The organism is Butyrivibrio sp. TB (assembly GCF_900110805.1).
Classification (GTDB): Bacteria; Bacillota; Clostridia; order Lachnospirales; family Lachnospiraceae; genus Butyrivibrio; species Butyrivibrio fibrisolvens_C.
In genome coordinates, this window is the sequence record NZ_FOER01000011.1 from 53,131 (window position 1) to 70,369 (window position 17,239).

The 17,239-nt window shown below is 39.7% G+C and carries 12 protein-coding genes; 4 read left to right on the plus strand and 8 right to left on the minus strand.

Annotation, left to right across the window (positions count from 1 at the left end):
• Positions 1–79: 79 nt before the first annotated feature.
• On the plus strand, positions 80–1,210 hold the full coding sequence (locus BMX21_RS08960; RefSeq protein ID WP_177173981.1) for an alpha/beta hydrolase: 1,131 nt from the start codon (positions 80–82) through the stop codon (positions 1,208–1,210).
• 120 nt (positions 1,211–1,330) lie between these two features.
• On the opposite strand, the gene yfcE is transcribed toward BMX21_RS08960, so the two are convergent.
• Positions 1,331–1,894 (minus strand): phosphodiesterase, encoded by a 564-nt coding sequence (gene yfcE / locus BMX21_RS08965; protein ID WP_092043547.1) that lies wholly within the window; start codon positions 1,892–1,894, stop codon positions 1,331–1,333.
• Between the two features lie 317 nt (positions 1,895–2,211).
• On the opposite strand from yfcE, the gene BMX21_RS08970 reads away from it, so the two are divergent.
• The gene (locus BMX21_RS08970; RefSeq protein WP_177173982.1) at positions 2,212–6,867 is read left to right on the plus strand and encodes a pectinesterase family protein; all 4,656 of its coding nucleotides are present in this window, start codon (positions 2,212–2,214) and stop codon (positions 6,865–6,867) included.
• Positions 6,868–7,215: 348 nt separating this feature from the next.
• Here BMX21_RS08970 and BMX21_RS08975 read toward each other — a convergent pair whose 3' ends face one another.
• The 3 genes from BMX21_RS08975 to BMX21_RS08985 form a co-directional block, all read right to left on the minus strand.
• Positions 7,216–8,298 carry an alpha/beta hydrolase gene (locus BMX21_RS08975; RefSeq protein ID WP_177173983.1) on the minus strand — a complete coding sequence of 361 codons (1,083 nt, stop codon included), beginning with the start codon at positions 8,296–8,298 and terminating at the stop codon, positions 7,216–7,218.
• A 128-nt stretch (positions 8,299–8,426) separates the two neighbouring features.
• A complete protein-coding gene (locus tag BMX21_RS08980; protein ID WP_092043555.1) occupies positions 8,427–8,924 on the minus strand; it encodes a hypothetical protein in 498 nt (165 codons plus the stop codon).
• A gap of 83 nt (positions 8,925–9,007) precedes the next feature.
• Positions 9,008–9,511, minus strand: coding sequence for a hypothetical protein (locus BMX21_RS08985; RefSeq protein ID WP_143057232.1), 504 nt, complete (start codon positions 9,509–9,511; stop codon positions 9,008–9,010).
• A gap of 385 nt (positions 9,512–9,896) precedes the next feature.
• Between BMX21_RS08985 and BMX21_RS08990 the strand changes: the two genes are divergently transcribed.
• Complete coding sequence (locus BMX21_RS08990) at positions 9,897–11,081, plus strand: acetyl-CoA C-acetyltransferase (protein WP_022755323.1); 1,185 nt, start codon at positions 9,897–9,899, stop codon at positions 11,079–11,081.
• A gap of 470 nt (positions 11,082–11,551) precedes the next feature.
• Entirely contained in the window at positions 11,552–12,433 is an 882-nt protein-coding gene (locus tag BMX21_RS09000) for a substrate-binding periplasmic protein (protein WP_022755325.1), read from the plus strand.
• A 122-nt stretch (positions 12,434–12,555) separates the two neighbouring features.
• On the opposite strand, the gene BMX21_RS09005 is transcribed toward BMX21_RS09000, so the two are convergent.
• The 4 genes from BMX21_RS09005 to BMX21_RS09025 form a co-directional block, all read right to left on the minus strand.
• Positions 12,556–13,608 carry a M42 family metallopeptidase gene (locus BMX21_RS09005; RefSeq protein WP_027205541.1) on the minus strand — a complete coding sequence of 351 codons (1,053 nt, stop codon included), beginning with the start codon at positions 13,606–13,608 and terminating at the stop codon, positions 12,556–12,558.
• A gap of 185 nt (positions 13,609–13,793) precedes the next feature.
• Positions 13,794–14,267, minus strand: coding sequence for a hypothetical protein (locus tag BMX21_RS09010; RefSeq protein ID WP_143057233.1), 474 nt, complete (start codon positions 14,265–14,267; stop codon positions 13,794–13,796).
• Positions 14,268–14,697: 430 nt separating this feature from the next.
• The gene (locus tag BMX21_RS09020; protein WP_092043568.1) at positions 14,698–15,201 is read right to left on the minus strand and encodes a pyridoxamine 5'-phosphate oxidase family protein; all 504 of its coding nucleotides are present in this window, start codon (positions 15,199–15,201) and stop codon (positions 14,698–14,700) included.
• A 94-nt stretch (positions 15,202–15,295) separates the two neighbouring features.
• The gene (locus BMX21_RS09025; RefSeq protein ID WP_092043571.1) at positions 15,296–17,143 is read right to left on the minus strand and encodes an AAA family ATPase; all 1,848 of its coding nucleotides are present in this window, start codon (positions 17,141–17,143) and stop codon (positions 15,296–15,298) included.
• Positions 17,144–17,239 lie beyond the last annotated feature (96 nt).

Below are 17,239 nucleotides of genomic sequence, written 5' to 3' on the forward strand. Positions count from 1 at the left end.
CCATTTTGCTCTTACATTAGTAAGTATAGGTGCAAAAACGCGGCTAATTAAGTACATAACTTATCGGGGGGATCATGTTATGAAGAAAGCTACAGTTACTAAGAAAATGCCCGCTATACTTCTGGGACTTACGCTCATATCAGGGAGTCTGTCAGGATGTGCGGCAAAAGCAAAAAACAGTGAGGGTATGCAAATGAACAATTCAGCAAACGAAAGTATTACATCAACTAATGACTCTTCATCTACAGTAACCGATGAAGCTGTGGCCAAAAGCTCTGATGGCATCTCTGAAGCTATCGCCTTAGAGACATCAGCCGTAGATACTTCTGCAGGCGAAGCTTCAGAAGAAGACTACGAAGATCGCACTCCTACTGCGGAGATTTCAGACGTAGTCCTTCCCAAGTATACAAATCTTAATACCAAGGAAGCAGGCACGATCGAACGCATCACCTATACAGCTCATGACTATTATGGAGACGGAGCTCCTGTAGAAAAAGAAGCTAACGTATATCTTCCATATGGCTACGATGAGTCCAAACAGTACAACGTCCTATATCTCATGCACGGAATAGGCGGCGATGAGGATGAATGGGGCATGACAGGTTCAACATCACGCGTCAAGATCATCATGGATAATCTTGCCTACTTTGGAGATATTGAGCCCTTTATAGTCGTAACTCCTAACGGAAGATCTGCTGCCAACCATTCAAGTGACGGATCTGACTTCAAATCTTTCTATAGCTTTGGATCAGAGCTTAGAAATGATCTCATTCCTTATATTGAGTCTCATTACAGCACTTATGCAGATTATGACGAGAATGGTTATGACATGTCTGCATCAAGGGCTCACCGCGCTATGGCAGGTCTGTCTATGGGCGGCATGCAGACTATCAATATCGGTATCGGCGAATGTATAGATCTCTTTGGCTATTTCGGTGCCTTCTCTGCTGCGCCTACCAGCAATACTGCAGGCGTTACAGCAAGCCTTCTTAAAGACAACACCTATCCTATATACTATTTCTACAATATCTGCGGTCTGCAGGACAATATAGCATATTCATCTCACTCAGCGGCAGTTAAGTCACTTCCTGCTCTGTGTGATCAGTTTGTAGACGGCGAGAACTATATGTGGCAGGAAGTAACAGGCAGCCACACCTTCGGCGTATGGTATCTGGGCTTCTATAACTTCGCTCAGCTGGCGTTCCAATAAAGTTCCAATATAGTATTCAAGCTGCAAATTGGATGAACCTGCATCACCAAAGCCTTTACAGGGGTGTTGCAGGTTCGTCCGAGCAAGTAGTCCACGTTAATATATCTATAATTCAATCGATCAGTGGAGCCTAATATCTTTTACTGTACTACCTTCAAAGTCGTATATAGTAAATACATCGTCATCTAAGACCGCATAGCTGTTGGGATTGCCTCCTTTAGGGATTGAGACAGAGCCGGGATTTAGGTGATAGAAGTATTCACCCTTATCATTTAGTACGAGCTTCTCGCATACCGGCAGGTGTGTATGTCCATGTAGCAGGACATCACCTGCTGATAGCGGAGGCTTTTTATTTTCATCATACAGATGTCCATGTGTTGCAAAAAAAGTATGACCGCCAAGAGCCAGTATCGCATAATCAGCAAGGACAGGGAATTCCAGTACCATCTGATCAACTTCTGCTTCGCAGTTGCCACGAACAGCCCATATACGGTCTTTGATAGAATTCATAAGTTCTATAACTTTCTTAGGTTCATAGTTTCTTGGAAGATCATTCCTAGGACCATGGTAGAGTATATCTCCAAGGCATATCATGCGCTCTGCACCTGAACCTGCAAATCTATCCATCATCTTATCAGCCCAATAATATGAACCGTGAATATCACTGGCAATAAAATATCTCATAGTTTCCTCCTTCTTCCTGCCTTATAACATCAGTAATATAGCAGCCTTTCTATAGTTGGCAATTTATATAAATGAGATGTCAGCTTTTGTTTTGCACTTACATAATACTATATTTCAAAGGGATCAAAAATTTTTTTGTTTGGAAACTCTAGTATTGGCGCGAGTTTCGCCGCACAAATGAAAGCTCTTACAAAAATAGTTAAAAATATGATAATAATGATGATACCCTTTTTGATATTATGGCCATCGTGGCTTGTCCCCCCAATGTAAGGGCTTCCACAAATAAAAGGATTTACATCCGGAAAAGCAGGTTGTTTATGAAAAAGAATTCTAGCAGTAAGCGCGTTCAAAGCTTTATACTCGCAGCGCTACTATCCATGACTCTTCTTAGCGGCAATGTTGTAACCAGCATGGCTCAGGAGGATGTTCAGACAACTTCAAACACTGAAGGCAGCAATCCTTCAGAAGTTACTGGAGAAGGCAATTCTTCAGAAGATCCTAAGTCACAGGAATCTGGTACTACAGAAGGTACTAAAGTAGTAACAACCGTTTCACCTACTGAAGGCGAAGATGGAGATACTACAACTGACAAGACTACTGTTGATACCACTTCTACTGGCGATGATACAGATACAACTTCAGATTCTGAAACAGATAAAGAAAAAACTGAATCAGATAAAGAACTTACTGAAAACAAAATAAGTGCAGATTCCAATGAAAACAGTGCAGCTTCTGAATCTTCAGACAATATCCCTGTAGATCTTTCAAAAGCTGAATATACTTCATGGGATTTTACTGAAAACGGAATCAATACTAAAGTAGAGCATGGTTCAAATGTTGAAACACTTGAGTATAACAATTTATACATAGATACAACATCAGCAGGTAAATATGCACCCAATGGTTCATCCTGGGGACAGTTCAACGAAGGAACAGTTCTGTATTTTGCCATACCTGCAGATTCTGTTATCACTATTCTTGCATATAAAGACAATTATGATCTTACTCCTGTAATTGTAGATGGCGGATCAGAATCATCTATCTCAGATAAGACTGTAACAGGATCTTCCAATCCTTATACATACACCTATGACTGCAGCTGCAGTTCAAGTGCTCTTGTAAAGCTTACAATAAATGCAAAAGACACATATCTTCAGAGCCTTACAATATCAAAGAAGGAAGCTGAAGAACCCGAGGTCACAGAGCCGGAAGAAACAGACTATACTAAGTTCTTCTCATATCCTGTTAAGAATTATACCTGGAACTTCACAGAATATGACGCAGAATCATATGTCAAATACGAAGGTAAAACAGGAAGCTATAAGGAACTTTATATTGATGCATCTACAGGTAAGTTCGATCCTAGAGAAAATGGTGACAAGGATGATGCACTTGTCAATGACACAACTCTTATAGTAGTTCCTTTTAACAGAGCAGGAACTCTTAAGGTAACTTATTATGATAACGGTTCATCTTTCCTTGCAGATGGAGAGACCAAGCTCCTCTCAGGAGATACATACGAATACACAGGTAAGGGCTACGGCTATGTAACTCTTCTTGCAACAGGCCAGATCTATCTCTACAGCATCGAGATCGAATATCCCAAGTCAGCACTTGATGATAAAGGAAACGGCGATATATCCGTATGGGATTTTGGTGGTCAGGTATCAGGCATCGAAGGTGCCACAGACATGATCTCTACCAAAGACATCGAAAACATCAGTTCAATCGGTTCATACACTGACAGCAAGGGCAATACTAAGACATCCAGCGTAACTTCAAATACTTCTGTATCTTTTGGCGACCTTACTCTTTATATGGGCAAAGGCGACAGATTCTATACAGCAACAAGCATTGAAGGTAAGACCTATCAGGCAACTAATAAAAAAGGTATCTACTCATTTGATGACTACACATCATCAGGTTATTACTACGGTAATGGTAAGACTTCTATCAAGAAGGGAGCTCCTACTAGCAGATACATCACAATAGCAAACGTTGAGCAGGGCGATACTTTTACTCTTTATATGGGAGTTAAGTTCAGCTCTTCTGCCACAGCCACAACAGAGACAGCTCACTTCAAGTCAGCTGACGGCTCTCAGGATGAGACATTTACATTAAATGCGGGAAGTCCTGCATCCTATACATTCACTGCTACTACAAGCGGTACATACACAATCTATACAGAGAATACCAATGGCGGCAAGCCTGATTTTTACAGAATTGTAAAAGGAAATAAGAGCCAGAGCGTCCTTTCAGGAAACATCAGTTTCGAAGATGGACAGTCACTTTCTGATGATTATAAACTTCTTTTTACATGTACAGATGATGAAAGTGTAGGAAACGTATACGCTGATATCGACTACAATAATGACAGATACGCAGTATACCTCAAAGCAGGTCATAGCTACAGCATCAGCATCGTAGGACCTGTAGGATATGATGTAAGTGACAGCACTAATACAGTTGCTTCTGGTACATCAACTCATGACATCACTATAATCAAGGCATCTACAGTAGCTATAAGCGGCACTGTAACAGGAATTGACGAAGAATATATTGAGAAAAACAAGTCACAGATCACATTTACTGATTCTAAAGATAATAAAGTTTCAGTAACTCTTGCAAAAGACGGATCATATGAAGGCATTAACGTAGTACCTGGTATAGAATACACTGTATCTCTTACAAACTGCCCTGATTATGAGATCGCTGCAGATAACAAGATAACTGTTTCTGAAGATGATGAACTCTCTGGTTATGATTTTGTTGCAACACTTATTAACTCTTACAAGGTAACAGGTAAGTTCATAGGCCTTACTGCAGATGCAGATCTTGGAACACTTACATTTGTAAATACCAAGGATAAGGCTGAGTATGAGGCAACTGTTCTGGCTGATAACGCAGGATATGAAGTAAGTCTTAGAGACGGTACTTACAAAGTCAAGGTATCTAATACTAAATACACAACTTCTACTACAGTTACTGTAGCAGGCGAAGATACTACAAGAGACCTCTATTTTGGTAAAAAGAAATCTGACATCACAGTAGGCGATGCAGACAGAATATACGTAGGATATACAGACGGCAGAGACTACAATTTCGATACAGTTCAGGAAGCTATCGATGCTATCACTAACACAAGAACCGGTGACCATCGCGTAGTAGTTCAGATAAATGCCGGAACATACAGAGAACAGGTTGTTATAAACACACCTAATGTAACTCTTCTTGCAGACGGCGATGTTAAACTTACATGGTACTATGGAATCGGCTATACCTATTATAGTGCCAAGAACGGATACTATGATGAAGAGGCAGCTTACAACCAGACTTCCAAGGGAACTGTTACTAAGTGGGGCGCTTCAACATATGTCAAAAAAAATGCAACAGGTTTCAAAGCAAGCGGTATCACTTTCGAGAACTCCTTCAACCTCTATATGACTGAAGAAGAGCTTGAAGACGGCGTAACACTTAACGCAGCAGCATATGGCGACTCAAAGACTTCTTTCGAAAGAAAAGAAGGCGCAGATGTAACATGCGTAGCAGCTACAGAGAGAGCTACCGCACTTGCTATAGAAGCTGCCGATGCAGAGTTCTACAACGTAACAGTTCTTGGCAGCCAGGATACACTTTATACTGGCCCTGGAACACGCGGCTACTTCATAGATAGTAAGATATCTGGTAATACTGACTATATCTTCGGATATGGCGACTGGGCATTCAAAAACTGCGAGCTTCACTTTGAAGGCTACTCAGATGGTGCCAAGAAGCACTCATATATCACAGCTGCAAGAGGCGAAGGTTCTACATACGGATACCTCTTTGAAGACTGCACTATAACTGGTCCTAATACTACTACAACTTCAGATGCTTCTGATCCATTTATAGCAGAGTCCAAAGTAGCTGTTTCTAATAGCGGCAAAACACTTGGCGCAAGCTATTTCGGAAGACCTTGGGACGGACAGTCAATGGTAACATTTAGCAGTACTACTATTTCCAAAGGTGTTACTATCTATGATGCCGGCTGGTACAGGATGAATGACAGACAGCCATATGATGTAAATTATAAAGAATACAATACTGTAGATAATAACAAGCTTGAAGATAAAGTTGTTAAGGAAAGAAAAGTAACATTAACTGACGGTACTATTAAATATAACAGTACTATTTATGATAACTTCGAAGATCTTGAAGAACTTGGTCTTACCTTTGCCGGTTATACCAAACTGTTAGGATGGGAGCCGACTCTTACATCAGTTAGTATAGTTACTCCTGAGAAAAAGCCTGTAGCTGATCCGGAAGACGAGCCTTCTGATGATCCGGCAAATGCTAATACAGGAGCATCTAACGAAAGCTCAACCGGTTCAACAGAAGCTTCTAATGAAAGTTCAACCGGCTCTACTGAGGCTTCTAATGAAAGCTCAACCGGCTCCACCGAGGCTTCTAATGAAAGCTCAACTGGCTCTACTGAGGCTTCTAATGAAAGCTCAACCGGTTCTACTGAGGGTTCAACTGGTTCAACTAACGAAAGCTCTACCGGTTCTACTGAAGCTTCAGGATCAAACAGCTCTAACACAGCGGTAGCAGGTAATACTACTGCTTCCGGTAATGCCGCAGGCACAGGAAGTACATCCGCAACTCAGACAGCTTCTAATACAGCTTCTGAAGGAAGTGCTTCTAATACTCAGAATAATAACGAGACATCTAATGTTGAAAGCAGCCCGGCATCAACTAACGAAAGCGCTGTACTTGGAGCTTCCAGAGATCAGGAGACAGCTACTGTTAACACTTCAGTAACACCTTCCGAAGATGGAACATCTGCTTCAAACAGTGACAGCAGTATCTCAGGAAGAAGACTTGCTTCTACAGGTGATAGTTCCTCTATCGCAGCACACCTTGCAATCATCATGCTTGCATGCTGCATGGTAATATTCATCATCGAGATGCAGGAACGCGAAGAAAAAGCTTGAAGACTTCCATATACAAAACAAATTGATATCGCAAGCTTCATCAATTGGAACCATTAGTAGCTCACTTTACTCGCGACATGAGATTAAAAAATTCATAATCATGAATCTCTGATTCAATAGATTGGAAAAGAGGGGCCTCGTACTAAGTACGCGGCCCCTTTTCAATGGATTATACCCTATTTCAATGTTTATGAACCTCCGCAATCAGAAGTGCAAAGTATATGCTACCGAGCTGCTGACAACAGAGGCAACAAAGATCATGAATGATTGCTACAAGCTATTTAAGATCTCCTGCCCTGCAGAGGTGTCGTTGAAACGTGGTTAGAAAAGTTGGTCGGGAACTATAGTTTAAGACTTGCTCTTATCATAGGCGATCTGCTTGAAGAGATTGAAAAGACCGCTCTTGATAGCATTATTATCATGATCTGCGCCTGTAATCTCGTACCAGATGTGGTCAGCGCCGTTAGCTTCCAGAAGTTCATGATACTGCTCCGGATATGTTCCAACTACTGAATCCCTGCTGCCGCAGCAGATAATGAATACATCAGGCTCTACTGCGCCATCTGCAAATTTCATCTCGCTCTCTTCGATCATTCCCTCGTGAGTCATGAATTTATCTGTTGTGGGAACGATTCCCGGTGCTGCAGAGATTGCACATACATAGCCAAAAAGCTCAGGTCTTTGAAGGGTGATATAAATTGTCTCTCGACCGCCCATTGAAAAGCCTGCAAGATAAGTATTTTCTCTACCTGTAAGAACTGAATATTCGCTCTCAATGTGAGGCATAAGGTCATTGACAAGGTCGTTGATAAAGTTATCGTAAGGAAGAACGCTCTCGCTATCAAAACCAGGCTGCTGATTAGGATCAGATGTTGCGTACATGTTAGGACATACAACGATTGTCTCTTCTATGAGCTCATCTGCCGCCATATTGCCTACGATCTCTTTAATTCTATTCTCTCCATCTGAGGAAAAAGAATACTCATTACCAAAGATACCATGTAAAAGGTATAAAACCGGATACTGCTTATCTTCGCTATAGTCTGCAGGAAGAAGTATGCTATAACCCCTCTCCAGTCCGCAGGTTTCAGAATAATAAGTTGCATGTGTGAACTCGCCGTATTCTACATCACCACGCTTTGACTCGATTAGTAATGGACATCTTTCATCTATCTCATCGTTAAGAACGAACTCTGTGTCAGCACCTTCTGAGTCATCCTCTGTCTTTATTCCTGAAGCAAAAGAGCTTAAGTCTTCACTGCTGTTATCTGTAGTCACGCTGCTCTCTTCGCTACTATTTGCTACTTCCATGCTAATCTCTTCGTTACTGTTTTCTGCTCCCATACCTTTATCCTCCTGTGAATTTGCACCACATGCGCACAATGCGGTCATAACTGCTGCCAATAAAATCGAAATGCTTTTCTTTCTCATAACCGGCCCCTTTGAACTGCATTTTTCATATTCTAATATCATCATAATCATGTAAAAAGCCGCTCACAAGCTATATATTGCTATAATAATGCTATTGGCATTCATTAATTCGAGTTATTTCTTTCACGCTATTTTTTATGTTCCAAATACTCCTCAACTAGTTTTTTCATCTCTTCCTCATCAAAATGCGTATAGGAATGTGTTGTTTCAATACTTGATCGTAAAGACCAACTTATCAAAAACACTACCGTCATTAGCAAACTAAACCCAGCAGAAAATTTAAATTTTCTCCAGTTGATATCTGATTGGATTTCATGAACTCCTTCCGGATCATATATATAAATAAAGATATCATCTCCAGGTTCTAGACCTTTTTCACTGGTGCACACTTCTCCTTCCAGTGCCTTACCTTTATATTCATAGCTAACATTATATGTCTCATATATCTCACCACGCCTCCTATTTACTTTAACAATCTTTGTCCCTCTACTATAAATGACCTTTCCTCTAAAATATTTGGATTTCTTATATCTTATTCCTTTAATCCAATATATAATTGTCAAAAACCAATATATCGGTATAATACAACCACTTGCAAAACAAACTGCTTCCACTTCCACTTCCACTGTAATCCAAAACCTTTCTACCTAAAAAGCGATCAATCTATATGGTCTGTTTAGTAGCACAACTATAAATAACTTACCATCTACTAGCGCTCACTAAGCCAAAATATTAAAAACATTATAACCATCACCAAACCAGCCATAGCATAAAGTTTAAAATGTTTCCAGTCGATATCTGATTGTATTTCATGAACTCCTTCCGGATCATATACATAAACATCTATTTTGGCTCCGGGTCTTAGCCCTGTTTCAGTCGTACGGACTTCTCCTTTTAGCATCTTACCTCTAAAAGCATAGCTGACATAATATGTCTCATATATCTCACCACCGTCACGACCAAAGTGAACAATCTCTACTTCTTTACTATCAATAACTCTTCCTCTAAACTTTTCGGACTTCTTATATCTGATTCCAGAGACCAAATATACAATTCCTAAAAAAACAAAAATTGGCAAAAAAAACAATATCTTGTAATCACTTACTGCCAGAGGCATTTTAATATCATAAAAAAAGGAAATACAATACATTGTTAAAAATAGCAAGCCTGCCGTTAAGAAAGGCAATAACAATAATTTCTTTTTATTCTTCATCAATTTATCCTTAGCTATTTTATTCATGCTGTCTGTATCTACATCTGCACATGGTGACGCTAGAATTGCTTATCAGATATATCTGCACAAACCGCAACCGCCAAGCGCTTTTGCCATTATACATACAATTAGAGCTTTGTAAATGACTTTCCGACAAATTGCACATTTCATCCGACGAATGACATTTTAATGAGGCAAATGACATTTTCATGAGGCGAATGACTCACTGATAAAAAACGCCACCTTACAACATTAAAAAGCAAATCAAGGAAGAGGCGCTCTTAAGTTTAGTTTTGAAATATCTTTACTTCAAGAATATAATATTTATTAGTAGTATTTTTTACAGATGTATACATCTGCAATACAAAACATATTGGAGGTATTTATGGGAAGAAAGGTTGTACTTGCCGGCGCGTGTCGTACGGCTATAGGAACAATGGGAGGAACTCTTTCTAATACACCTGCTCCTGAGCTTGGAACAGTTGTTATCAAAGAGGCACTAAAAAGAACAGGCATTAAGCCAGAGCAGGTTGATGAAGTCTACATGGGCTGTGTAATACAGGCAGGCCTTGGCCAGAACCCTGCAAGACAGTCAGCTATCAATGCTGGTATACCTGTAGAAGTTCCTGCTACTACTATCAACGTACTGTGCGGTTCAGGTCTTCACTGTGTGAACCTTGCTGCCAAGCTCATCTCTATGGGCGATGCTGATATCATCGTAGCTGGTGGTATGGAGAACATGTCCATGGCTCCTTATCTTCTGCGTCAGGCTCGTTTTGGATATCGTATGGGACCGGCTACTATGGAAGATGCCATGATCACAGATGCTCTTACAGACGCATTCTATCACTATCACATGGGCATCACAGCTGAGAATATTGCTGAGCAGTGGCACCTTACAAGGCAGCAGCTTGACGAGTTCGCAGCATGGAGCCAGCAGAAGGCTCAGAAAGCCATCGCAGAAGGCAAGTTCAAGGATGAGATAGTTCCTGTAGAAGTTAAAAAGAAAAAAGAAACTATCCTCTTCGATACAGATGAAGGACCGCGTGCCGGTGTTACAGCAGAAAGCATCTCAGGTCTCAAGCCTGCATTTAAGAAGGACGGAGGCGTTGTAACTGCTGCCAATTCGTCAGGTATCAATGATGCAGCTGCTGCCATCATCGTTATGAGCGAAGAGAAAGCTAAAGAACTTGGCGTTAAGCCTATGGCAACATGGATCGGCGGCGAGCTTGCAGGCGTAGATCCTCAGATCATGGGAATCGGACCTGTTGCTGCTACAAGAAAAGTAATGGATAAGTGCGGTTACAAGATTGGTGACTTTGATCTTATCGAAGCTAACGAAGCTTTCGCAGCTCAGTCTGTTGCAGTAGGCCAGGATCTTGGATTTGATATGGACAAGCTCAATGTCAACGGCGGAGCTATCGCCCTGGGTCACCCTGTAGGTTGCTCCGGCACCAGAATCCTCGTCACTCTCCTTCATGAGATGGAGAAAAGAGATGCCAAGAAAGGTCTTGCAACCTTGTGCGTAGGCGGCGGCATGGGCGCAGCTGCAATTGTAGAGCGCGAATAATACTTTCAGGCATAACAATAATAGTAGTTTGATTGAAATTAATATTTCACGCAAAAAAACGCATGGAACTTTGGTAGATTATCACTAAAGCTCCATGTGTTTTTATTTATATTCTAAAAATTTATCTATTTTCTCTTTTATTTTCTTGTTTATTTGCAGACTTCCCACTTGGTCAGTGTCATGCCAGGGAAGTTTATTATCTTATTTCTATTTCTTATTACTAAAACTTTTACCTTTAAATCTATGATTCTCGACATATTAAGGTCATATCTTCTATTCTTTTTTCTAAACAAATTGATAATATCATCCGATAAGAATGTATATGATATGGGTATTATTATTCTCAGCCTTGCAACACTTTATAAACGACCAAATGTAAGAGTAATAAAAGGGAATGGAGCTATAGATCATATCGGTATTTTCTCAATCAATATCTATAAGCGTTTGAAGCAGCAATCGAAAGGAGAACTATGAAAAAATCACTGTTATCTGCTATTTTAACTGTTTCATGTATCTTCACGATGTCATGCGGTAATAATGGAACAACTGCCACAGATTCCGGATCTACATCAGGCGAGCTGGCAGGAAGCCTTAGCTATGAATATGTCATTCACTATACCGATGGCACCGAGTCGGGCGTAGTCCGCTACGATGATCTGTCTACCATGCTCCTGGGACTTGACCGCGGTGATATTGATTATATTCCTCTGAGTAAGTCCGTAGCAGAATATATCGCTAATACTCAAGGAGATGGCAAGTATGTTGTAGAAACAGCTGATCCTTTGGAGAACTACTCTCTGGGCGTTGGCGAAGCCCATGTTGATCTCCTTCCTGCCTGCAACGACGCGATCATCGCTATGCAGGAAGATGGGACGCTATCAAGTCTTCAGGATGAATATATAACCAAGATTATAGAAGGCGGTCAGCCTGAAGCAGTCACTTTTGAAACTGTAGATGGAAGAGATACATTAAAGGTCGGAGTAACAGGCGATCTTCCTCCTATGGACTATGTATCAGAAGACGGAACTCCTATGGGATTCAATACGGCAATCCTTGCAGAGCTTGGCAAGAGACTTGATATGAATATCGAGCTTGTAACGATCAATTCCGGAAGCCGCGCTGCAGCTCTTGTATCCGGCAAGGTTGATATGATCTTCTGGGTTCTGTCTATGGATTTTTCAAATGCTCAGAATCCTGTAAGACTTGAGACTATCGACTACATCATGTTCAACGGAAGCAAGCTCTCGCCTACAGATACAGTTGCTACTGATTCTATATTTGCTGTTCCTGAAGGTGTATATATCAGCGAGTATTATTTCTCTGATAATGAAGCTATCTTGAGAAAAAAATAATAGTTCGTAAATCTGAATAATTGTAAAGATATAAAAACCACTGCCAATATCTTGTTTTTGTAATGATTGGCAGTGGTTTTACTATAGTAACCAAAAAGTATGCTTTTGATACTTATTAAATATCAATCTATATAGCCTATAAGAAGTTTAAGTGTATTCTCAGCTCCGTCTCTGTGGCTTCTCTCATAACCGTGAGAAGCATATACACCTGCGCCGATAAGACCATGCTTAACATCAAAGCCTGCACGAAGTGTAGCTTCTACGTCAGATCCATAATGAGGATATACATCAACTGCATAGTCAGCGCCCATCTTCTTAGCAGCTTCTATAAGTCCCTTAACTACTGAATAAGCGTAGGGTCCGCCGCTATCCTTGGAACATATGGATACCTGACGCTCTGTACATGTAAGACCTTCGCCGACGCATCCCATATCAACTGAGATTGCTTCTGTTACGCCTTCAGGAACTGATGCACATCCGCCATGACCTACTTCTTCGAATACAGTTACATGTACATATACTGCACGCTTTGGAGTGATCTTGTTATCCTTAAGATACTTGGCATATCCAAGAAGTATACCTACGCTGAACTTATCATCAAGGAATCTGCTCTTGATATAACCTGACTTTGTGATACGTGTACAAGGATCAAAGCATACGATATCGCCTACGCTTATACCAAGTTTTTCAACATCTTCTTTAGAATTAACATCTTCATCAAGGACAACTTCGCAGGTATCAAAAGTCCTCTTGATATCATTGTACTCACCATTAACATGGATTGATGCATTTACAAGCTGGAATGTTCCTTCATAATCTCCATCGAACTTAGTAACAATACGGACATTCTCTGTCTCAGCATTATTAGCATTCATTCCGCCAAGAGGTGTTACTACAAGGCGACCTGTTCCCTTAATAGAAGATACCATACCGCCAAGAGTATCTGTATGGGCTTCAAGGAAGAGGCCATTCTTCTTATCCTTGCCACCAAGTTCTACAAGAACGCCGCCCTTACCTGTAAATGAAGCTTTAAATCCAAGAGCTTCAAACTCCTTCTTAACCCAGGCTGCTGCATCATCTGTATAGCCTGTAGGAGAGTCAATTGACAGAAGCTCCTTACTCTTCTCCATGATAAAATCTGTGTAAACCTTAAAATCATTTTTCTTTCTAGCCATTTCTAACACCTTTATTCTTTCTTAAGTTGTTTTTTTTCAAAAATCTTTTTCAAATACACTATACCATTTTTAACAAAAATATGAATTATTGCCACTTCGTTCAAGAATGTATCAAATAGGCCAATTGAGAATACCTTCGGCACCTGGCCTATTTATCAATCGATTCATCGAATTACGAAAACTCATTAATTCTGGGCAATCGTCTGTGTATTAGTTACTGTACAGCTTCTTCCATCTATTACGACATCGGCTATATATTCATTATCATAATCATTCCATGTAACCGTAAAGCTGTCATCCGAAATCCACTCAACCTCATACTCTGCGGCGTATCTGCCATGAATATCATCAATTTCAACCGCTTTTTTGGACGGCTTATCTCCTTCTACAGAATAAGGCTTTCCATCTTCTTCAAATTCGATACAAAGGAAGCTCTCGCCCTGATCCATAGCTCCGCCGGAGTTATTAATACTCTCCACCTGATATATTCCACTTGGCGATATAAACGTATCATTAACTCGTCTTGTATCACCTTCAAAAAGAACGGATAAACCAACTATTCCCATTATAATCAAAGGAAAAGCAAAAAGGATTATACATCCTCCAACAATTATAGCAACCAGCATTTTTAGCAAATCATTGCCAGTATTATTCTTCATTTTTTCATACAATCCAGTCACTTATAAAAAGTGAATGAATTCTTCTCCCTTAAAACTTTTTACCAATTTGGCAATTTAGCCTCAAAATATTTGCACAAAATCCAGCTTATCAATGTTACTACCGGAGTTATCAGATTAAGCACAAGGAAATACCTCTTACGAGCTTTATTAATACAAAATCTGATGATTCCTGCTATATTTAATAGACTTGCAAATAAGCCAAACAGGAAATACCCAAAACAAACCCATGACAATACCAAATTTGTTTCATACTCATAGTTATACCAATCATCTCTCAGACAATTCTGAAAATCAAAAACCGTTGATAAAGCCCAACAAGTTCCTCCGAACATCAAAATTATCAGAGCAAACATGGCACAAATAAATTCAAACTTACACTCCTTACCAAAATTCATACCTATACTTCAAATTACTCCTCTTTTGTCCCCTGAGTAGCCTTCATAGCCACAAGCTCGATTGCTTCCTTCCCCGTCATATGTTCTATATTTATTTCATACATAACAACATTGTTATAGGAGCGCTTCATGTCTTCCTGAACAGCTTCTTCAGGAGAGAACTTCCTGCCTATGGCAAGCGCGGCTTCTTTTCTCAAGTCTTCATCTTCTATTATCTTAACTCGTCCAAAAGCTACTACGCTTCTAAAGTAATTGGTAACCTTATCCGGAACGACTTCATCCTTGTCGATAACGCAGAAGGATACCTTATCACTTTTAAGCATGGCATCATACTTATGGCCTGCCTTGGCACCGTGTATTATGATCTTACCGTCTCTATACAGATAGTTGATAGGAACTGTATACGGATAACCATCATCACCATTAACAGCAAGTACGCCTGTTTTGCCATTTTCAAGGATCTTGATTGCCTCTTCATCCGGTAGCTGCTGCCTGAATCTTCTCATTTTTCTGAACATAATTCCCTCCGATCTGTGCAAATTCATATTCGATTTCGAGCAAGCTCTAATCAAAATGACTTTTGCTCCTTACATCATATTATACTTAATGTTCTCATTTTCTTCCGATCACGCGACAATTCTTTTTGTAAAATGCCACTCCAATTTTATATATCTTTGCTTTCTTCATAGCATCTGCATAATGCATATCATCTATTTGATCTAAAGCCATTTGAGCTTCGTAGTCAAGTAGCTGTAACAAGTCATTTTCGGATATATTTTTTTTGACTTTTGATAGAGATTTTACTTCAATTATGTATCCTGTATTATTCTTGGCTTTCGGAATAAGCGCTATGTCATAGCGCCCATCACCGGCTTCTCTATTGGACTTAATCTCATAAAACCTATTCAATGAGGCACTTAGCCCCAGAAGCATACCATGGTAGAAACCTTCTGCAGACGCATCAAAATAGCTGATCGTCTCCTTTAGAAATTCAGTTAATCGTTTCTGCATTTCTTCATTATTCTTACTTAAAAGCGCGTGCTGGAAACCAATAGCATCTTCACCTGAGACTATATTCCCAGTTCTTGAAAGTATCTCCTGTTCAAAAACATGCATCACTTCTATATTGGGAATCCTGACTTCTCCTACAGTATTACCATCATACAGTGATTCCGCTGAATCAAGAGTAAGATACCCTCCCATAAGCAAAAAACTATAAACAGAAGAAAAGCTTTTCCCTATCTCCGGATATACTACAGATATATCAAGATATACACTTTTTTTGCCTCCTCCAAGAAGTTCTCTTATCTCCTCTATAAGTTCATTGGATCCGTTTGAGATAATCTCGCCTATGACATCATTACTTCCGGTAGATTGCCAATAGGTTTTGGTGATACAGTTTTGAGATACATAATTAAGTACCGACCATGGATTATATATTTGCGTATCACCAAAATGATATCCATTATACCACTCCTTGACCTTTGCAAATTGCTCAGATACGCCGTAGTCCTTTAGGAGTTTTTTTACTTCTGGTTCTGTAAATCCAAAGTACGAACTATAATTGTTATCTATAACAGAATTGACCATCAGATTGTTTAGTCCGCTGAATATGCTTTCCTTAGCGACTCTTAATATACCGGTCAGAAAAGCCATTGTCATATGCTTATTGTCCTTGAGCCCACCTGATAGAAAGTTTCTCATAAAGCCTATGACTTCATTATAAAATCCATACATATGTCCTTGCTGAATAGGTGTATCATATTCATCTATCATTATTATAGGGGCCTTGTCGCAGTACCTGTCCAGAATCTGCGTAAGCTTCCCCAATGTTCCCGACCACAGAGCTTCTTCTAATGTACCATTAATGACTTTATCAACATAGACTCTATCAAGCTCCGTTAGATTACTCTGCTCTATTTGAGATATAAGTCTTTCATACTCTGACTGAATAATTGCTTTTATATTTATAAGCATTTCAGACCATTTATCGAACTTCATATCTTTAAAATTAAAATACACAACAGGAAATTTGCCTTGATATTCTCTATACTCCCGTCCAGAAGACCATATTTTGGTTTTTTGAAAATATACACTTGTATCTTTTTCAGCTTTTTCAAAAAAGGTACGAAGCATATCCATATTCAATGTCTTACCAAAACGTCTGGGACGTAGAAAAAGAGAAACCAACGGTCTATTATCGATTAATTCTTTTATCAGCAAAGTCTTGTCTATATAGTAATAATCTGTAATAGCCTTGGCAAAATCAGAGACGCCAATGGGAAGTGGTTTGTTTGAAAATTTCCCATTTCCCATTTTTTCGATATAATCAAATGGTATCATCCATCTATTGCCAACTTTTTTGGAACCGCTTATAGTCCCCTTCTGGCACATTGCATTTACCATTCTACGGGATATTCCAAGTTTTTCTGCAGCTTTTGCTGATGTGATATAATCCATGTTCCACCTCAGAGTTTTTATTATATTAATATAATAAAACGGGAAATGGGAAGTTTCAATAATATCATTTCCCGTTTTTTCACAAAAAGCCCCCTT